The organism is Flavobacterium sp. MFBS3-15 (assembly GCF_026107645.2).
In the GTDB taxonomy this organism is placed as follows: Bacteria; Bacteroidota; Bacteroidia; order Flavobacteriales; family Flavobacteriaceae; genus Flavobacterium.
This window is the reverse complement of sequence record NZ_JAPCHV010000003.1, coordinates 1-21,091: the sequence shown is the minus strand read 5'-3', so window position 1 is coordinate 21,091 and position 21,091 is coordinate 1. Positions and strand designations below refer to the sequence as shown.

Below are 21,091 nucleotides of genomic sequence, written 5' to 3'. Positions count from 1 at the left end.
AAAAAGCTACTCCCTCTCCCTTTTTATCTCGGCAAGGCGCTTTTTGTGGTTGCGTGATACATCGCGCAGGTCGCGTACGGTATTTTTTGCACAGGTAGCCATTTTTTTGAAACGGATGGAAAAATCCTCAAGCTTTTCGGCATCTTTAGTATCCAGGCGGCTTTTCATTTCTTCTATGAACTTAGAAAAATCCTCCATAACACTTTCAACTTCAGAATAGTCCGACCTAACATCATCATACAGTTCATTTATTTCTTTAACAGCATCCTTAAATAGCCGCTCTGCACTGTAATCTTTTGTTCCCTTCTTTTTTTTGAATAATCCCATCAAATAAATTTTGTACGAAATTATCTTAACCACACTTTTTCGATGTTAAGAACCAATTACCAAATCATTATACTTTTAACTGTTCAGTTTGTTTTTATTAAGAAAATTCACAAAATATAAATGTTAAAAAACCATATAACGATAAAAATGGCTTAACACATACTTTAAACTAAAAAGCTTACTTGCCTTGCAATTTAAGTACACCTGACTGATTAAATGGTATGAGAAAACGAGAAGTAGACTTAGTTGTAATTTCTGACGTGCACCTGGGCACTTACGGCTGCCACTCCAAAGAGCTCCTGCGCTACCTGAAAAGCATTAATCCCAAACAGATCATCCTGAACGGCGATATCATCGACATCTGGCAGTTCAGCAAATCCTACTGGCCGGAGTCGCACATGAAGGTACTGCGCCGCATCATGAAATTCGTGTCCGACGGCGTACCGGTATACTACCTTACCGGCAACCACGATGAGATGCTGCGCAAGTTTGCCGACCTCAACCTGGGCAGCTTCCGCCTGCAGAATAAGCTCGTGATGAAGCTCGATGGCGAAAAGGCATGGTTCTTCCACGGGGATGTATTCGACGTGACGATGCAGAATTCAAAATGGCTTGCCAAAATGGGGGCTGTGGGCTATGATACCTTAATTCTCATCAACAGCTTTGCCAACTGGTGCCTTACCAAAATGGGACGCGAGAAGATGAGCTTTTCGCAAAAGATCAAGAAAAGCTTTAAGGACGCCGTGAAGTTCATCAACAACTTTGAGAATACTGCTGCAGAACTGGCCATAGACAAAGGCTACAGCTATGTTATCTGCGGGCACATCCACCAGCCCGAAATGCGTGAAATTACAACCCCCAAAGGAAGGGTGATGTACCTTAACTCGGGCGACTGGGTAGAAAGCCTGACCGCGCTGGAATATAACCTGGGGCAATGGAGCATTTTCAACTACAGGGAGGATTATAAAAAGCTTCCTGACGATGAGGAAGATGAGTTTGAAGATGCCTTCGATACCGAGGACCTCAACACCATGCTCGATGTAAAATCGTTGCTGATACAGTTTAAGCTGGATACGGAGTAAGCGCCCTGACTAATGCACCTAACCCCAAAGATGGGAGCTCCACTCATTCCTGATACGGTTTTCCATTTCGAACTTAGCCTGCGGAGTGAGAAATCCCATTTAACATCCGTAAGTAAAGTAGAGATTTCTCCCGTCGGTCGAAATGGAAGAGGAGCCCTCCTGCCACAGAGATGGATTTTCCATTTCGAACGGAGCCTGCGGAGTGAGAAATCCCATTTAACATCCGTAAGTAAAGTAGAGATTTCTCCCGTTGGTCGAAATGGAAGAGGAGCCCTCCTGCCACAGAGATGCGTTTTCCATTTCGAACGGAGCCTGCGGAGAGAGAAATCCCAATTAACATCCGTAAGTAAAGTAGAGATTTCTCCCGCCGGTCGAAATGGAAGAGGAGCCCTCCTGCCGCAGATATCCGTTTTCCATTTCGAACGGAGCCTGCGGAGAGAGAAATCCCAGTTAACATCCGTAAAGTAGAGATCTCGCCGCTCGTCGAAATGGAAGAGGAGCCCTCCTGCCGCAGAGATGCGTTTCCCATTTCGAACGGAGCCTGCGGAGTGAGAAATCCCATTTAACATCCGTGAATTAGAGATTTCTCCCGCCGGTCGAAATGGAAGAGGGGATTTCTCCTGAATCAAATGGAAAGACAGCTAACCGTTCAAAAAAGCTTTGTACCAATGCCCGGAGGATTTGATGATGCGCTGCTGCGTTTCGAAATCCACATGCACCAATCCAAACCTCGGGTGGTAGCCTTCGGCCCATTCAAAATTATCAAGGAGCGTCCACACAAAATAGCCCTGCACATCAACACCTTCTTCCTTAGCCCTGAGCACCTGCCTCAGGTGGCTTTTGATGTAGTGTATACGCTCAGGGTCATTTACTTTGCCGCCGACTGCCGTGTCCGGAAAGGCCACGCCATTTTCGGTAATGTACAGCTTTGGCATATTTTCATACTCAGCATATTTTTTCAGCATGTGGTATATGGCAGGCGGGTATATTTCCCATCCCATGGCGGTAAGCGGCACCTTGCGGTTTTCGGCTTTTACCAGCACCGCATTCAGGTAAGGCACAAATATGGAGTGCTTTACTATTTCGCGGGTATAGTTCTGTATGCCTATGAAATCGAAATCAAATTGCATTAGCCCGCTGTCTCCCGGCTTCATGTACTTTTTTAGTTTCTTCGCTACCGGCAGGTCCTCTTCAGGATACCCCATGCCGAGTATCGGTTCAATGAACAGCCTGTTGAGCAGGGCGTCTACCCGGCGTGCCGCCACTACATCCTTACGGCCTGACGTATACGGTTCTATGTGAGAGCATGAAAAGGTCGTGCCTATCTGCGCATCGGGCAACAGGCTCCGCAAAGTCCTGCCCCCTTCGGCCATAGCCAGCACGGCATGGTGCACCGCCGGAAGGAAGTTATTCAGGCCTTTTTTTCCCGGGGCATGCAGTCCCAAAAAGTAGCCCGCGCCGGTAAACACCATGGGCTCGTTCATCACCATCCAGTATTTTACCCGATCGCCAAACGCTTTGGCGCACACCTGCACAAACTCCTTAAACCATTCAACCACTTCCCTGTTGGCCCATCCGCCTTTAAGGTCGAGCTCGTGGGGCAGGTCCCAATGGTATAGAGTGACCCACGGCTCTATACCGTTGGCCAGGCAGGTATCGATGACCCTGTTGTAAAAGTCGATGCCATGTTCATTTACTTCGCCTGTCCCTGCGGGAATGATCCGTGACCATGACAGGGAAAACCTGAAGTTGGGGATGCCAAGCTCTTTGAGGACGGCAATGTCTTGGGGATAGGTATTGTAAAAATCACAGGCTGTATTGCCATGGTGGCCGCTGGGTATGGCACCGCTTTTGGCCGTGAATACATCCCATACCGACGGCCCTTTGCCGTGGGCATCGTGACCGCCTTCTATCTGGTAGGCGGCAGTAGAGACACCCCATTTGAAATCATCGCCAAAAAGGGCCCTGTTGAATAAATTATCTTTAAGCTCCATTTGTTTTCCTGGCGCTTTCATTGTTTGTAATTGCTGCCGGCCCGTGCTTCTCAACGAGCCTGTCTATTATCTCCCGGGTCATATCAGGATAGTTTACCTTAACACGCTTATCGTCTGCCAGCCAGGCCGAGATGACCGCCTGGTGCTTTTTTTTCAGGCTTTTCACCACAGGTACACCCATGGCTTTGAGCGCTGCAGCGTTCAGGTGCTGCTCATACTGGCTTTTCATGGGTATAACCAAAAGCTTTTTACCCAGGAAAAGCGCCTCGGCAGGCGTTTCGAACCCGGCGCCACACAATACGCCTGAAGATGTTGCCATGCTTTTGGTAAACTTTTCGCTATTGATGGGCTGGATGGTGATGGCCCCCGAAGTAAAGGGCTTTTTATTGTGCTTGGAAAAGACCTCCCAGCGGATGCCTTTGTAGGCAGAAAGCCTTTTGATGAGCCGCTTATCGTCATACGACGGAAGGTATACCGTATAATGGCCTTTGTCGGCCACTTCCTGTTCCCTGACCTGTTGGCGGATTACGGGTGTAAAAATAGTATCGCCGATGGCTGTAAAATGAAACCCGTAAGCGGCTGACGAGGGGGCATAGTTATTAAGTATCAGCTTGCCCATCATATCCTCATGCTCCGGGCGCGGCGCGCTGGGCGCGAGTACGGCCGACTGATGGCTGAGGGATATGCAGGGCTTGTTCTTAAAATAGCAGGCCCATGCCGATACCGGCTCAAAATCGTTGATTACAAGGTCATATTTTTCTACCGGCAGGTTTCTGATTTCCTTCCGCAACCGCCTGAAGTTGGTCTTCGCAAAAGTTTTCCACAGGCTTACGCCCCCGGTTTTCCCGAAGATAAAGCTTAGTCCCCTGAATTTGTACTTAACCGGAAACGGCAGTGAGAGATCGCCCTGGATACCGCTCACGATAACATCTACGTCACCGTGCTTCATAAGGCAGGGCACTACGTCCATCGACCTGCTCAGGTGTCCGTTACCGGTACCCTGGATTGCATAAAGTATCTTCATTTTACGATACAATAAGGTTATACCGCTGCAAACCGACCCGGTATTGCGGCAAAGTTTAGCCATCTTTAAATAATCGTTAGCAAAAATATGGGAGCGGAATCAGGAGGAGGTTTAGATGCCGTGATTTAATTGTTACTAAATGGTTATTATGGATTTAGAGCAGACCTCACCCCAACCCCTCTCCAAAGGAGAGGGGAGCAGCTTCCCCCGGGTGTGCTTACTCAAGCCTAAATATTAGAATCTATAACCGGCAGGAGTGTTACGTGCCGTCACCCTCTCCTTTGGAGAGGGCCGGGGTGAGGACTATACGGCATGAGTGCATTCTCCCCCTTTCCTTTGGAGAGTCCCGATAACTATCGGGGGGCGAGGTTTAGCCCTCCAACAAATAACTATTTCATAAAACTGTAGTAACGGGATGTTCTTGTAACGCACCTTAACTTGCGCCGCATTTGCACATAACCAAAAGAAGAACAATGCAAAAAAAAATCAAGCTATCCGTTTTCAGGATGTTCACATTCCTGATTGCTCTGTCAGGCACCCTTGCTGCCCGGGCACAATGCCCCTCAGTCACCACAATATCACCCTCTTCGGGCCCTGCCAATACGGTAGTGGCCATAACCGGAAACAACTTCCAGTCGGGTCCGGCCATTACAGCCGTGCAGTTCAACGGCGTTAATGCTGCGAGTTTTACGATAGTATCCAACACCGTTGTTACAGCAGTTGTTCCGGTTACTGCGGCCAATGGCGCCGTGAGCGTCATTTCCGGAGGATGCCCCGCTGCATCGGGAGGTAACTTTACCCTCATGAATTCAGACTGTAACCCACCCGCAGGCGGCGACGTATACATATCCGAACTTTATGACCATAATCCCGGCAGCTACGGGGTTATTGAGCTGTATAACCCTACCGACAATACCATTACCTTTGGCGGGCAGTATGTGCTGGAGCGCTATGGCGAAGTAGGTGACACTGACCCTACAAACGGCTACATCCTCACCCTTCCGGGTTCAATTGCGCCGCATTCTACCTACCTTGTTTCTAGCTACGGATCGGGTGTGCAGGGATGCACGGTAACCACGGTTGCTAACCTGGGCGGGGGGATCAACGGCAACGACGAGTTCAAATTGAAGAAGAACGGTACTATAATAGATATTGCCCGCGCACCTGTAAATGCATGGTACACCGTAATACGCAATCCTGATGCCACAGCGCCATCGGACAGCTACATCGCTTCGGACTGGTCCATCACGAGCAGCTTCAGCTGTGCCAACCTCGGTGTGCACAATGCCGCTGTAACCGATCCTCCAACGATTACAGCACAACCGCAGGACAGCGGCGACACCTGCGACAACGGTTTTGCCGTACTTTCGGTAGCGCTGGATGACGCCACAGGCTTCAGCTTCCAGTGGAAAATGCTGGACAGCTCAGGCAACTGGGTAAACGTAACAGGCAGCAACTATTTTGACGCTACCACATCAATGCTTATCATCGACCCTGTGCCTTATGCTTTCAACGGCAACCAATATTACTGCGAAATAGCTGCTCCGGGCTGTACCCTGCTGAGTAACAGCGTAACGCTTACCGTACTGCCCTCTCCTGTGGTTACCACCAACATTACATCCGACTGTACCCTCGGTACGGCAACCCTTACCATTACACCTGTACTGGGCGCAGGGCTTACCTACAAGCTGAACAGCGGGCCTTTCCAGGCTTCCAACACATTTACCGGCCTTACACCCGGCACTTATACCCTTACCATACAGTCGTCACCGGGCAACTGTACTGCTACCCAAACCGTTACCGTGAACCCGATAACCGGCGCACCCGATGTAGCGACATTTAACGTGGTGCAGCCTACCTGTACCGTTCCTACGGGAACCATCAATGTTACCGCCCCAACAGAAGCGGGAATGACCTACAGCATCGACGGGACAACCTTTGATACTGCCACTTCGTTTGCAGGGCTTGTACCCGGCACTTATACCATTACCGTGAAAAATGCAGCAGGATGTACATCGGAAACAGCCGGCATTACCATTAATGCAGTACCTAATGCACCGGCAGTCGCCGATGTAACGGTGACACAGCCCACCTGTACCGTACCTACCGGCACCATTACTGTAAATACGCCTGCGGGAATGACCTATAGCATAGACGGTGTGAACTTTGGCACTGCTACCTCATTTGCCGGGCTTGTTCCGGGGACCTATAACATCACCGTGAAGAATGCCGAAGGATGTACCTCCATCACGGGCAACATCGTCATCAACGCGGTTCCGGGAGCTCCTGCGGTAGCTACTTATGTAGTAACACAGCCGGACTGCGCCACTCCCTCGGGCACGATAACCATAACCAATCCGTTAGTGGGTGTAACTTACAGCCTTGATGGTACCAACTTCAGTGGCACCCCATCATTTGCAGGCCTGACACCGGGCACTTATACTGTAACCGTGAAAAATGCCGCAGGGTGTACATCGGTAACCGGAAACATCATCATCGATGCTGCGCCAACCGTACCTGCCATAGCCGATGTGACAGTGACCCAGCCGGACTGCACAACACCAACAGGAACCATAACGGTTGATGCGCCGGCAGGACTTACTTACAGCATCGACGGAACAAATTTTGGCACAACTGCTACCTTCAGCGGGCTGGTGCCGGGTACCTATACCATAACCGTGAAAAATGCCGAAGGGTGCACATCGGTTACCGGAAATATTACAGTCAATACCGTGCCAAATGCCCCTGCCGTAGCCGGCGTAACAATTACCCAGCCCACCTGCACCCTGCCTACAGGAACCATTACTGTAGATACACCTGCCGGAATGACCTACAGCATTGACGGGACCAACTTCCAGGCAGGGACACAATTTGCAGGGCTCCTACCCGGCACCTATACTGTTACCGTGAAGAACGCGGCGGGCTGTACCTCAATAACAGGCAATATCACTATCAATGCCGTGCCTAATGCTCCGGCACCGGCTACAGTGTCCATTACACAGCCTACCTGTGACGTGCCATCGGGTACCATTACCATCACCGATCCGCTTGCGGGCGTTACCTACAGCCTTGACGGTGTTAACTTCCAGGGGAGCCCTGTTTTTGAAGGACTTGTTCCGGGCACCTATACGGTAACGGTGAAAAATGCGGTGGGCTGTACCTCGGTCAGCATAAACCATATGGTAGACCCTGCACCTGCCGGGCCTGCCGTACCGATCCTTGCCATAACCCAGCCGACGTGTGCCGAACCTACGGGAAGCATTACTGTAACAAATCAGGGAACAGATATTACTTACAGTATCGACGGGTTGAATTTCCAAACCGGAACATCGTTCACCGGCCTTATACCCGGAAATACCTACACGGTTACCGCAAAAAACCTCCAGGGATGTACCACAGTTTCATCACCCACTACCCTAAATATCCTCCCGGCAGGACCACAAATCACCGGTACACAGGGGTGCAGGGATACCGTTTTTGGAAGCAATTATATTTTGGAAGCGCTTCCTGTTGATAATTCATTCGACATTGCAACCGCCAATTTCGAATGGCGAAATGAGGCAGGGATGATTGTAGGCGACAACGAAAACACATTCAACGCTAACCGATATGTGGCTGATAACAACATCACTATCAGCGACTTTCCAATCCAGATACGGGTTACAGTTACTACAGCTGCCGGATGCGAGGCCACATACAGCTTCACAGTTGACAATGCATTCTGCAGCATTCCTAGGGGGATATCGCCAAACAACGACACCAGGAATGACAATTTTGACATTACAAGACTGCAAGCCAGCAAGATAGCAATATTTAACCGCTACGGGCAGGAGGTATATGCCAAAAGCAACTATACCAACCAATGGCACGGCCAGGCCGACAATGGCGATGAGCTGCCAACAGGCACGTACTATTACATGATTGAAACCCAAGGCCAATCACTCACAGGATGGGTGTATATCAACCGCCAGGAGAACTAAAAATTAAGCTTTGTATTGTAAAGCCGCCCCAAAAGGCGGCTTTAACTTTTTGTTAACGTTGTTTACAATTAAATCATAATCAGGCAACTATAACATAACTTTTAAGAAATTAGGCTAAAGTCCAATACTTTTAACTTCGCCCTGTTAAACCCGCTATGAAAAATTACTAAAAACATGCAACAAAAAAACAAAAAGCACACAGGCCTCATCCCGCTGTTGCAATTTTTTTTTGTCCTTTTCTCCGGATATGCAGCCCAGGCACAGATTTACTACCATAACTTTGGTACTACTACCATAAACTCACATCCGTACACTGCTTCGCCTGCAACATTGGCCCCTAACCTTTCGGGCTCGTCATGGACAAACAGCATCGGCACATGGACCAGCAATACCGGCGCAACAGGCCAGGGCATCATGGTTGTCACTACTCCGGCAACTACCACCATTACACTGACTTTTAACGTTACATCGCCCTATCACGCTAATATCACTTCTTTCAATTTTTGGACACAGCGCAGCAGCTCAGGGCATTCGGCGTGGTCGATGTCCATAAACGGAATTAACGCCGGTAGCGGCACTATGCCAACAGCAGGAACATCTATGGGTGTTACACCTGTGGCCAATGCGGTCTCGGGGCTTACAGGCACTGTAACGGTAGTGCTTACCCTTACCGGCGCTACAGGCAACGGATTTTTCAGGCTGGACGACTTTACCCTGAACGGCAGTGTGGGCTGTACCAATTCTGTAACTTCTTATACTCCGCTATCAGGCCCAAAAGACACCATGATTACCATAACCGGATCGGGTTTTAGCGATACCGCTTCGGTAAAGATAGACGGTATCAATATGACGTATAATGTTATTTCGGACACACAAATTGAAGCTATGATTCCTGCCGGGGTAACAACAGGAAATATCTCCGTAACTTCTGCAGCCGGTTGTGTGGCCACAGCCGGAACACCGTTTACATTGCTTGCTTCAGATTGCACATCACCGGAAATATACATTTCGGAAATATACGACGCCTACAGCGGCACGCCCGGTTCGATAGAGCTTTATAACCCAAGCACGCAACCCATAAACCTTTCAGGATACCGGCTGCTACGCTATGGAGACATAAACCTTGCCTCACCAAACAACAATGCGCCTGATTACAACATGGCACTTACCGGAACCATCAATCCGCAGTCCTGCTATATGGTTTCGATAAATATTACGGCTGCTTGTCCCGGCGTAGCAACACATTTTCCTCTAACCAACGGTATCAATGCCAATGACGAATTTGAATTGTTCAACCCGTCTAACGAACTGATAGATAACGTACACATTCCCTTTGGCACCGGAGATAATTCTGGTAAAGGTTACACCATGATACGAAAACCCAATGCCGTTGCGCCAAAGGAAGTTTTTGCCCTGGCCGACTGGAATGCCTACGGCGATGAGTTTTGTTCTAATCTTGGCATTCATACCGCAAACGGCCCGAGCGCCCCGCTACCGCTTATTACCCATCCTGTACCAAGAACAATTTGCGTAAATGCAAACACTGCTTTCAATGTCATCATAACACCCGCTACAGGATTTACCTACCAGTGGAAAATGCTTACAGCCTCAGGCACCTGGGTAAACGTTACCAACAATGCTACCTATAACGGGGCCACAACGGCAACACTCACTGTAAACGGCGCACAGGTGGCCATGGATGGAAATCAGTACTATCTGGAAGCGACTTCTCCAGATTGTGTTGTGCGTACCGATGCCGCGCAACTGTATGTTCTGGAAAAACCTGAAGCACCGACAGTAACCGTTGTACAGCCTACCTGCACTACACCTACAGGAACTATTGAAATAACAGCCCCACTTAGCGATCCGGGTGACCCGAATGTTACTTACACTTATAGCATAAACGGGGTGACCTATGTCGAAAGCACAACCTTTGAGAACCTTACTCCGGGTACAACCTATAACATTACCGCAAAAAATGTTGCGGGATGCGTTTCGAACATAACAGTACAGGTAATAAATACTGTGCCGGGAGCACCGGCTGCACCTGTTGTTACAGCCGAACAGCCGGATTGCGATACTGACAGGGGCACGATAACTGTAACACCTCCTGCCGGAACCGGCTACACCTATAGCATTAACGGTACAGATTATTATACAAACCCTGTCTTTACCAACCTGCTGCCGGGCAGCTATAATGTATCCATACGCCAAAACGGATGTACCTCTGCCATAACTGTAGAGGTTATAGACGATGCACCGGAAATACCGGTAGCTCCGCAGGTAACACCCGTTCCCCCTACATGTACAACACCGGGCAGCATAACTGTTAACTCGCCTGTTGGGGCGGGTATTACCTATAGTAAAGATGGCATTAACTACCAGCCGGAAACTTTATTTGACAACCTTACACCCGGGACAAGCTACAGCATTACAGCCAAGAATGCTGACGGATGTGTGTCGGCAATAACAGTACAGGCAATAAATGCCGTGCCTGGAGCACCTGACCAGCCAACCGTTGTAATAAGCCAGCCCGATTGCGACACTGCCACAGGATGGATAACGATTACAGCTCCCATTGGCAACGGCCTTACCTATAGCGTAAACGGGACCGATTATCTGAATCAAACCGGCTTTACATTAAACCCCGGTACTCACAACATTACCGTTAAAAATACGGCCGGATGCATATCGGTTGCAAGGGTTGTGGTTATAAATGACCAGCCTGAAATACCAATTGCTCCTAATGTTACTGTCGATCAACCGGGCTGCGGGGAAGAGAACGGAAGTATAACCATAAATTCTCCTTTGGGAACCGGCCTGACTTACAGTATTAATGGTACAGATTATTTTGACACCCTTAATTTTGAAGATGTTCAGCCGGGAACTTATAGCATAACCGTGAAAAATACCGCGGGATGTATTTCGACCGTTACATCCGGAACCGTTAATTCCGGGACGGACATGCCAAGCCTCCCTGTACTGGATGTAACCCAACCGGACTGTGTTGACACAACAGGCTCGATTGAGGTAACATTTCCATCTCAAAGTCCGGGTATTACTTATAGTAAAAATGGTGTAGATTACCAGAGTAGCCCGGTTTTTGACAACCTTACACCGGGAGCCAGCTACAGCATTACCGTGAAAAACTCGAGTGGCTGCATTTCCACCGCTACAGTACAGAGTATTAACACCATACCAACTGCCCCGGCAACACCAACGGTTACTTTTACCAACCCGGATTGCGATACACCTACGGGAAGCATAAGTATAGCCACACCGGACGCAAGCCTTACCTACAGCCTTGATGGGGTAAACTATAATCCTTACCCTTCTGCTGCCTTCGCGACGGTGAATCCGGGCAACTACAGCATTACTGCCAAAAATGCGGCGGGATGTGTCTCGGTTGCTTTTGCTGTTGTAATTGCCGACCAGCCTGAAACCCCGGTAGCCCCAACGCTTAACGCAGAACAGCCGGATTGTGATACACCGAAGGGAACCATAATGATAACAAACCCAACTGGGACAGGCCTTACCTATAGCAAAGACGGTGTAAACTATCAGGACGAAGTAATGTTTACCAACCTTGATGCAGGCACTTACAACATTACGGTTAAAAATGCTGCCGGGTGTATATCACCAGTTGCAACGCAGATTATTAATGCAGCCCCAGCTACTCCGGCGGCACCGGATGTTGCGGTTGTACAGCCGGATTGCATTACTACCACCGGAACGGCTACTATATCGCCTGCCGTTGCCGGACTCGAATACAGTAAAGGTGATAATGTGTACCAAACGAACCCTGTATTTAACGGACTTGTTCCCGGACAGACCTATAATTTTACGGCAAGGAATGCAGACGGATGTATCTCGGCCATAACAGTACGTACCGTTGACAATATCCCTGATGCTCCTGATGCACCAACTCTGACTGTCAACCAACCGGGGTGTACTACGGCAGGAAGCATTACTGTAGCAAATCCAACCGGAAACGGACTTACCTATAGCCGTAACGGGGTAGATTACTCTTCTAATCCATCGTTTACAAACCTATCGGCTGGTACATACAACATTACCGTGAAGAACACAGCCGGATGTGTTTCGGCACCAACGGTACAGATGATTGATCCTGCACCTCCTATACCGGCGGCACCGCAGCTTATTTCGGGCCAGCCGGATTGCGAGACCCCTACCGGAAGCATTACTGTAACCAATCCTGCCGGAGCAGGGTTTACCTACAGCCGCAATGGGGTGGATTACCAAACGGAACACATATTTTATGATGTGCCGCCAGGCATGTACAGCGTAACGATAAAAAGTCCTGAAGGGTGTATTTCGCCGGCAACAAGCCATACCATCAACCCAGTACCTGCAACACCGGCTGCACCTGTGGTTACAGTTACCCAGCCTACGTGCATTGTTAGCACAGGTACCATTACCGTAACGCCTCCGGCGGGAGGTGCCCCTGAATACAGCAAAGATGGTATTAACTACCAGGCTAGCCCCGTATTTAGTGGCCTTACACCGGGAACTACTTACACCATCACCATCCGTAATGCCGCCGGATGTGTTTCTACGGCAACAGTGCGCACCATAGACCCGATACCGGCACCTCCTGCTCCTCCTGCGTTAACAGGCATTGATCCCGGATGTACCACTTTAGGCAGCATTACCATAACTTCACCAAGTGCAGGAAACGGATTTACCTTCAGTAAAGACGGGGTAAACTTCCAGACGTCGGAAACTTTTGGCGGCCTTGTGCCGGGTACTTACCAAATCAGGGTAAAGAATTCCCAGGGATGTGTTTCGGATTCGGCGACTTATGTTATCAATCCGGGGCCATCTACGCCCGCACAGCCAACAGTATCGATAGTACAGACCACTTGTACCGCAACTACCGCAACTATTACCGTTACAGCACCTTTAGCAGGTGTTACATACTGCATAGACGGGCTGCCGGGACAAACATCCAATATTTTCAATAATGTACTGCCGGGGCAACACAATATTACAGTGACCAATGCTACAGGATGCATTTCGCCGGTAAGGGTCGTGACCATCAATCCGGTGCCTGTTGCGCCCGATGTGCCGATACTTAATGTTTTCCATCCGGGATGCAATGCCACTAAAGGCAGCATTATTGTGAATTCGCCTGCCGGAAATGGAATCAGTTACAGCATCAACGGTGGCGATTTCCAGTTTAGCCCTGCCTTTGGCAACCTCGACCCGGGCACTTATACCATTGTTGTAAAAAATGCGGCAGGATGCCTTTCGACACCTGTTACCGTAACGATAAATATACCTCCGGCCACACCGGCAGCACCAGTTATAACTATAAACCAACCAGACTGTACAACTGCTACTGGAAGCATAACAATAGTGTCGCCAACAGATCCGGGAACAATGTTCAGCATTAACAGCCAGCCGTACCAGGCAGGGCCAACCATTGGTAACCTGGCACCGGGTAGTTATGTTATTACAGCACGCAACGCACAGGGATGTGTCTCGGCTTATACTCATTTCATCATCAACTACCAGCCCCTTACACCGGCCATGCCTGTAGTAACATTGACCCAACCTGACTGTACAACCGCAACAGGTACCATAACAGTAAACTCACCTGCCGGCATTGGATTGGAATACAGCATTGATGGTACCAACTTCTACCCCTCGAGGATATTTAGCAACGTACTGCCAAACACCTACACCGTTACCGTTCGCAACAGTGCCGGATGTTCGGCACAGCTGACTGCAGTAACCATAAACAACCCTCCTGCCCCGGCACCCGACCCCGGTGCAATAACCGGAAACAATGCTGTTTGTGAAGGCGGAAAAATACAGCTTGCCAACACCGTAACCGTTGGGGTATGGGGAAGCAGTAACACAGGCATTGCAACTGTGGATGCCAACGGACTGGTAACCACCCTTGCCCCGGGGACTGTGACCATAACCTATACTACAGGCACTGACTGTACGGATGAAGCCATTCATGTTATCACGGTATATGCATTGCCTTTGCCAGACCTGCGCGACATGCACCTTTGCGTAGACAACGAAACAGGAGAAATAACCCCTGCGCTGCTAAGCTCGCGCATAATAAGCCCGGGAAACACTTACGAATGGACGCACAACGGAACAGTGCTTACCTTTAACACCGCAGCCATAATTATAGATGAGCCGGGAGAGTATACCGTAAAGGTGACCAATATTGCAACGGGTTGCGAAGCTACCGATTCGGCAACGGTGGGTACCTCATCACTGGCATTGGGGTATGCCGATGCGGCTACCGATTTCCATTTTAACCAAACTATTACCGTACACATAACAGGCGGATCGGGCGATTATGAATACAGCCTTGATGGCGGGCCTTTCCAGGACGAGCCTTACTTTACAAACATATACGAAGGAGAATATCACATCTCGGTAAGGGATAAGCACCTGTGCGGTACGCTGGAGCTGGATGTATATGCCCTTAACTATCCGCGTTTCTTCTCGCCAAACGGGGATGGCACGCGTGACACATGGAACATAAAAGGACTTGGACTGCAGCCCGATGCAAAAATTTATATCTTTGACCGTTACGGCAAAGTGATTGCCGGACTTAAACCCGGAGGCCCGGGATGGGACGGTACTTATAATGGCGCGACACTGCCTGCCACAGATTACTGGTTCACACTGGAATACCGTTCTGAATCGGGAGCGCAAAAGGAATTTAAAGCGCACTTCTCCTTAATCCGTTAGTCCCATGAAGAACTACTTTTTTATCCTTTTCCCTTTCCTGTGTGCAGCTCAAATGCCGGCATACTATAACTCTATAGATTTTGAGTTGGAAGGCGACGCGCTAAAAGCACAGTTGGCAACACTGATAACCACTACCCATACCAATGAACTGGAATATACACCGGATGTATGGGATGCCCTGAAACAATCGGACCTTGATCCCGACAATCCTGAAAATGTTTTGCTTATTTATGGCTATGATGACAACGATGACAATGTAGCCAATGACCGTACACGGGACAAGGACCTGAGCTGCCATACATCAAACTGTGCCGGGTTGTGGGTACGCGAACACGTATACCCGCGCTCGTTGGGCGACCCCAATCTGGAATTTGAAGGGCCCGGTGCAGATGCGCACCACCTGCGATCTATAGACAACAGCATGAACAACAGCCGGAGCAACAGGCCGTTTGCCGACGGATCGGGTAATGCCACTACGCTTACAGGAGGTAATTTTTATCCGGGTGATGAATGGAAAGGCGATGTGGCAAGAATGATGATGTACATGTATGTACGCTACGGAACGCAATGCCTTGCCACCGAAGTAGGCATGGGCAGTACATCCTACAGCAACTTTGGCGACATGCCCAATATCTTTTTGGAATGGAACGCCGAAGATCCTGTAAACCAATACGAAAGAAACCGCAATACCATTTTACACACCATGCAAGGCAACCGTAACCCGTTTATAGACAACCCCTACATAGCCACTATAATATGGAACGGCCCTGATGCCGAGGATACCTGGGGAACACTGTCCAATGCAGACATACAGTTTACCAATATTCATGTCTATCCCACCGTCACTACAGGCACGGTAACTGTTGAAAACGCTGGCATCAACTATGTATATTCAGCCTACAATAGCCTGGGGCAACAGGTAAAGCTCAACATTACAGATAATAAAGTTAATCTTGAAGGTAATTCCGCAGGAATATATATCCTGAACATACAGCATGGCGCAAAACATAAAACCTTCCGATTAATTCTGCAATAACAATACATATCTGCACTGATATAAAAAGCGTCGTTCGTTAGTTTTTTGATCCGGATTCCCCTGCCAGCCAACGGCAGGGGTTTCCTTTTTAAGAACTCCAGAAGTTTTATGTTATTTTTAATAATTCATTTTTTGGTTAAAAAATTCACATATTAGCTAAATATTCAAAACATATTTACTAATTAACAAAATATTTAAATCCCTAACATTTATTTGAGGTAAGTATAACCACCTGCTTACAGTAAGACAACCTCTCTTTTAGTAACCGGTAACAAGTAGTAATTAAGTTTGTATTGCATTGATATTCAATGCGACAACTAACAAATTATTATTTTATGAAAACACAGTTACACAGGGCATTTCTCAATGCCTGGATGGTTGTTATTGCCCTGACGGCAACAACGGCAATGTGGGGCCAGGTCACCCTTCCGGGATCATCACCCTATTCAGAAAATTTCAACACCACACCGGGCACCTCGGGCACATCCTACCCAACGGGTTGGACAGCCTATAATGGAACCACTGTGGACAATGCCATGACAGTAGGCAACGCCTCTTCGGTTTCAGGAGGTAATTACAATTTCGGGTCGCGGATAGGCATCCTTGGCTCGGGAAGCACCTTCTCCCCTTCTTCAATTGTATTGAATATTGCCAACACAACTGGAAAATCGGGATTGACAATCTCTTATGATGTGATAAAAATCAAGGAAGAATCAAGGAGCAACTCCTTTAACCTTGAAATCAGCACCACATCGGCTACTACAGGATTTACGGCAGTTACCGGCGGCACCTATGCATCGGGTACCATAGCTGCGGGTACGACTACGGCCTATGCCAACCTAGATCTTTCTGCCGTGAATAATAACAGTGGCAACGTGTGGATCCGCTGGAGCTACACTGAACTTGGCGGTTCAGGAAGCAGGGATGCTATAGCCCTGGATAATGTTGTCCTTTCATGGAACTCTGCACCAACTGTAACTTCGTCTGCAGCTACCGCAATAACCACTTCGTCTGCGACTTTAAACGGCACAATCAATGCTAACGGTGCAACAGCTGCCGCTTCATTCAGCTACGGGCTTACTACAAGCTACGGGAGCAGCATTGCCGCAACACCATCATCAGTAACAGGCACTTCAGCTACAAGCATCAGCGCACCTATTTCTTCATTATCACCTAATACACAATACAACTTTAGGGCCGTTGCCACTGTAGGCAGCACCCCAACCAATGGCGCCAATGCAAGTTTTTATACCCTGGCTAATGTGCCGGGCATACTTACTGTAGATAACGCTGCTATTTATACTCTTGATGTGACCATCACGGCCACATCACAAAACAGCAACCCTGCTACCACACGCTATGCGATACAGGAAGCAGCCGGCCAATATGTACAGGCAAGCGGTGCCCTGGGCGCTTCAGCTGTATGGAGGACTGCAGCGGAATGGGGAACTGTTACCGTAACCGGACTTACAGCTGCTACAGATTATACTTTTGCAGCGAAAGCACGAAACAATGCAGGCACACCGGTAGAAACTGCCTTTGGCGCAGGTACCGACGCTTCAACGCTTGAAAACACGCTTCCTACACTTACAGCCGGTACACTTGACGGTTTTGGTTCAGTATGTGTCAATGTTGCCGAGGGTAAAGAAATGTTTACCCTAAATGGTATCAACCTTACGGCCGGCGATATTACAGTTGGTCCGCTGGATGGCTATACTTTCTCTACTACAGAATTTGGCACTTACACCGCAACGCTTGCCATACCTCAAACAGGAACCCTGACACAGGATATATGGGTAACTTTTGCCCCTACGATTGCAGGTTCATATAATGGCAATATCCCGGTAAGCGGAGGCGATGCAACATCCATCAATATAGCTGCAACAGGATCGGGCATTAACACGCAGGGCACCGTAACAACAAATTCTGCTGTAGCCGGATCGGCATCGACAGCTGCAATTGAAGGCGAAGTGACCGCACAAGGCTGTACTGATGTAACCGCAAGGGGCATAGTATACAGCGCCACAACAAACCCTGTACTTGGAGGCAGCGGTACAATGAACGTAGCTGATGCAGGCGAAGGCACGGGTGAATATACAGTTAACCTTACCGGACTTACAGGCGGTACAACGTATTATGCTAAAGCATACGCAACTAATGACGGGGGAACAAACTACGGCTCTCAACTGAGCTTTACTACAAGCCCTGTGGTTGCACCTGTTGCTACTGATGCTACCGATGAAAACCATGAAAGCTTTGTAGCCAACTGGAATGCTGCAGACGGCGCTGCAAGCTATAGGCTTGACGTAAGCACATCGCCAACATTTGGTACTCTTACGCCGGCTACCGACTTGTTCTTCTCTGAATATGTTGAAGGTTCATCCACAAACAAATACCTTGAAATATTCAATGGTACAGGTACTGATGTAAACCTTGCCGACTACAGGGTAAGGCTGTACTCTAACGGAAGCACTTCGGCTTCGGGAACTTCAAATGATGTTCAGCTTTCAGGAACACTTGCCAATGGCGCCGTTGTGGTGATCAGGAATTCAGGAGCATCTATCTATAGCGGCACTGCTGCCGTGATTGCCTCTGTAAACTTTAACGGTAACGATGCTGTAGCGCTTTACAAAATATCTACTGCCGCCAACGTAGATATTTTTGGAAACATCGGTAACGACCCGGGTTCTGCCTGGACAAGCACTTCAAACACAACAGTAGACAAAACCCTTGTACGTAAAGCTACTGTAACAGGCGGCGTAACTGTTGACCCATCAGGTTCAGGTTTCCCAACCCTTGAAGCTGAATGGACACAATTTGACCAGAATACAGTAAGCAATCTTGGTTCGCATACCTATGCCGGCACAACACCTTCTTTCCTTCCGGGGTATGAAAACCTTGCTGTAACTACGGGTACTTCGCAGCTTGTTAGCGGCCTTTCGCCTGTGACTACTTACTACTACAGGGTTAGGGCTGTAGGCGGCAACACAAGTGCTAATTCGAACACAATTACAGCGGTTACAACTGAAAATACAGACCCACAATTTACAGCCACCGAGCTTCCCGCTTTTGGCGATGTATGTATCAATGGTTCTGAAGGACCTGAATCTTTCACCATAACAGGTGCTTTCCTTACTGCAGATAATGTAACGGTTGGCCCTCTTGCAGGCTATTCTTTCTCAATTACAGAAGAAGGGACTTATACCGACTCGCTTGACCTAACCCAGGATGGCGACGATTTCGAGCAGATCGTTTATGTAAAATTCGAGCCGACTGCCGAGACAGCTTATGCAGGCAACATTGCCATTGCTGGTGGTGGAGCGGACAGCATAAACATTGCAGCTGCAGGTACCGGTGTGGATACGGCTCCTATAGTTGTTATAAACGATGCAGAAGCACTGACTGCTTCTACTGCAATTATTGAAGCCGAAGTTACCTTAAGTGGCTGTACGGCATTAACTGAGAGAGGGGTTGTATATTCTACCTTTGAAAATCCAGTAATAGATGGTGAAGGTGTTATAAAAGTTACTGATTCAGGTATAATCGTTGGTACATTCACGACAGAACTTGAGGAACTTGCAGGAGCTACAACCTACTATGTTAGAGCCTATGCTATAAATAATGCCGGCACTTCCTACAGCAATGATGCAACATTTGTTACTGGCAATGTAATTGCCCCCGTTGCAGTAGATGCTATAGATGTAACCGCAGAAGGCTTCATCGCATTTTGGAACAATGCAGAAGGAGCAGTTAGCTACAGGATCGATGTAAGTACTTCATCTACTTTCGGAACAACGGCAGCCGCAACCGATCTTTTCTTCTCTGAATATGTGGAAGGTTCTTCTACCAACAAATACCTTGAAATATACAACGGTACAGGAGCCAACGTTGACCTGTCTGACTACAGGGTAAGGCTATACTCTAACGGAAGTCCTTCAGCTACCGGAGTAAACGATGTACAGCTTTCAGGCACTCTTGCCAACGATGCAGTACTTGTTATCAAAAACTCAGGCGCGACCATTTATACAGGCACTGCAACCGTAGTATCTTCTGTAAACTTCAATGGTAACGATGCCGTTGCTCTATACAGGATCTCTACTGCAACTAATGTTGACATCATCGGAAAAATGGGCGAAGATCCGGGATCAGCCTGGACAAGCACATCGAACACAACGGTAGACAAAACCCTTGTAAGGAAATCTTTTGTAACAGGCGGTGTAACAACAAATCCTGCTTCAGGCTTCCCAACACTGGAATCGGAGTGGGAAGTACTTAATCAAAATGTTGTTACAGGACTTGGTTCGCACACTTATGCAGGTATAGCGCCATCGTTTGTTGAGGGTTATGAAGACTTTGAAGTAGCATCAGGAATTACCCAGGAAATAGAAGGCTTAGAACCGGAAACCACCTACTATTACAGGGTTAGGGCTGTTGCCGGAAATGTTTCGGGCAACTCTAACACAATAGTTGTAACAACAGGTGCCGCAGGTGGCGCAAGGATGGCAATGAGTGTTGAGGAGGCTAACAGCGAAGAGAACCAAATCATGGTTTACAAGCAGGATGGTGTTCTTACAATAACATCAATTGCTTCGGACATCAAATCAGTAAACGTGTTTGACATTACAGGAAAACAGTTGTTTGCTTCGGATGCTTTCAACCAAAAAGAAGTACGCCTGCAAAGCATTGCGTCTTCAGGCCAGATGCTTATAGTGAAAGTGGGTACTGTTACCAATGAAAACGTAACAAAGAAAGTAGTTCACTAAGCATTCAGATTTTAAATACAACAGGAAGGGGCTGTCTCAAAAGTGAGGCAGCTCTAATTTTTTAAACAAATAAGGGAGCCCGAGGGCTCCCTATATTCTGCAAGTTTGTTAACTTGCGGTGTGTATAATAAATCAAAAGTAGTC

At 48.3% G+C, this 21,091-nt stretch carries 8 protein-coding genes; 5 read left to right on the top strand and 3 right to left on the bottom strand.

Annotated features, from left to right (window positions below; genetic code table 11):
* Window positions 1-6: 6 nt before the first annotated feature.
* Window positions 7-327: a hypothetical protein gene (locus OGH69_RS03785; protein ID WP_265173117.1), complete on the bottom strand. Its 321-nt coding sequence runs from the start codon at window positions 325-327 to the stop codon at window positions 7-9.
* A 221-nt stretch (window positions 328-548) separates the two neighbouring features.
* Here OGH69_RS03785 and OGH69_RS03780 point away from each other — a divergent pair, with 221 nt between their 5' ends.
* Window positions 549-1,409, top strand: coding sequence for a UDP-2,3-diacylglucosamine diphosphatase (locus OGH69_RS03780; RefSeq protein ID WP_265173116.1), 861 nt, complete (start codon window positions 549-551; stop codon window positions 1,407-1,409).
* Between the two features lie 641 nt (window positions 1,410-2,050).
* Here OGH69_RS03780 and OGH69_RS03775 read toward each other — a convergent pair.
* Window positions 2,051-3,424, bottom strand: a complete 1,374-nt coding sequence (locus tag OGH69_RS03775) for a GH1 family beta-glucosidase (protein ID WP_265173115.1) — start codon at window positions 3,422-3,424, stop codon at window positions 2,051-2,053.
* Complete coding sequence (locus tag OGH69_RS03770) at window positions 3,393-4,427, bottom strand: glycosyltransferase family protein (RefSeq protein ID WP_265173114.1); 1,035 nt, start codon at window positions 4,425-4,427, stop codon at window positions 3,393-3,395. The genes OGH69_RS03775 and OGH69_RS03770 overlap by 32 nt, the downstream gene beginning before the upstream one ends.
* Before the next feature lie 473 nt (window positions 4,428-4,900).
* Between OGH69_RS03770 and OGH69_RS03765 the strand changes: the two genes are divergently transcribed.
* The 4 genes from OGH69_RS03765 to OGH69_RS03750 all read left to right on the top strand — a co-directional run bounded on the left by OGH69_RS03765 (window position 4,901) and on the right by OGH69_RS03750 (window position 20,947).
* Window positions 4,901-8,407 (top strand): T9SS type B sorting domain-containing protein, encoded by a 3,507-nt coding sequence (locus OGH69_RS03765; RefSeq protein WP_265173113.1) that lies wholly within the window; start codon window positions 4,901-4,903, stop codon window positions 8,405-8,407.
* A gap of 174 nt (window positions 8,408-8,581) precedes the next feature.
* Window positions 8,582-15,148: a T9SS type B sorting domain-containing protein gene (locus OGH69_RS03760; protein WP_265173112.1), complete on the top strand. Its 6,567-nt coding sequence runs from the start codon at window positions 8,582-8,584 to the stop codon at window positions 15,146-15,148.
* Window positions 15,149-15,152: 4 nt separating this feature from the next.
* Window positions 15,153-16,184 (top strand): endonuclease, encoded by a 1,032-nt coding sequence (locus OGH69_RS03755; RefSeq protein ID WP_265173111.1) that lies wholly within the window; start codon window positions 15,153-15,155, stop codon window positions 16,182-16,184.
* 335 nt (window positions 16,185-16,519) lie between these two features.
* The gene (locus OGH69_RS03750) at window positions 16,520-20,947 is read left to right on the top strand and encodes a lamin tail domain-containing protein (protein ID WP_265173110.1); all 4,428 of its coding nucleotides are present in this window, start codon (window positions 16,520-16,522) and stop codon (window positions 20,945-20,947) included.
* Window positions 20,948-21,091 lie beyond the last annotated feature (144 nt).